Origin of the sequence: Tritonibacter sp. SIMBA_163 (assembly GCF_046535935.1) — a bacterium.
Taxonomy (GTDB): domain Bacteria; phylum Pseudomonadota; class Alphaproteobacteria; order Rhodobacterales; family Rhodobacteraceae; genus Epibacterium; species Epibacterium scottomollicae.
In genome coordinates this window covers 1-255 of record NZ_JAWJBP010000839.1, presented here as the reverse complement: position 1 = coordinate 255, position 255 = coordinate 1, and the positions used below count along the sequence as shown (strand labels likewise).

Genomic DNA, 255 nt, shown 5'->3' with positions numbered 1-255 from the left:
CTTTATGGCTTGGGAAAAATTCCGAGATTCCTACGAAGGGAGTCCAGAATTTGCCATCTGGGAATTCGCTAAGACCAACGCGATCGCGCTGCAAGTTACAGAAGGATTCAAGAAAGCAGCATCTTTGTGCAGCCAAGGTTATCTTGCCATCGCTGCCCCTGGAATTTGGAACTGGATTGACCAAGATGCTGATAAATACATCAACTTCAAAGGGGAAGAAAAACGACGTAAAGAGCTAACTCGATTCATTAAGCC

The 255-nt window shown here is 45.1% G+C and carries 1 protein-coding gene; it reads left to right on the top strand.

The window, feature by feature from the left end; all coding sequences use genetic code 11:
* Nucleotides 1-255: DUF3854 domain-containing protein (locus R0J92_RS24695; protein ID WP_411053629.1), on the top strand; the 255-nt coding region annotated here is incomplete at both ends.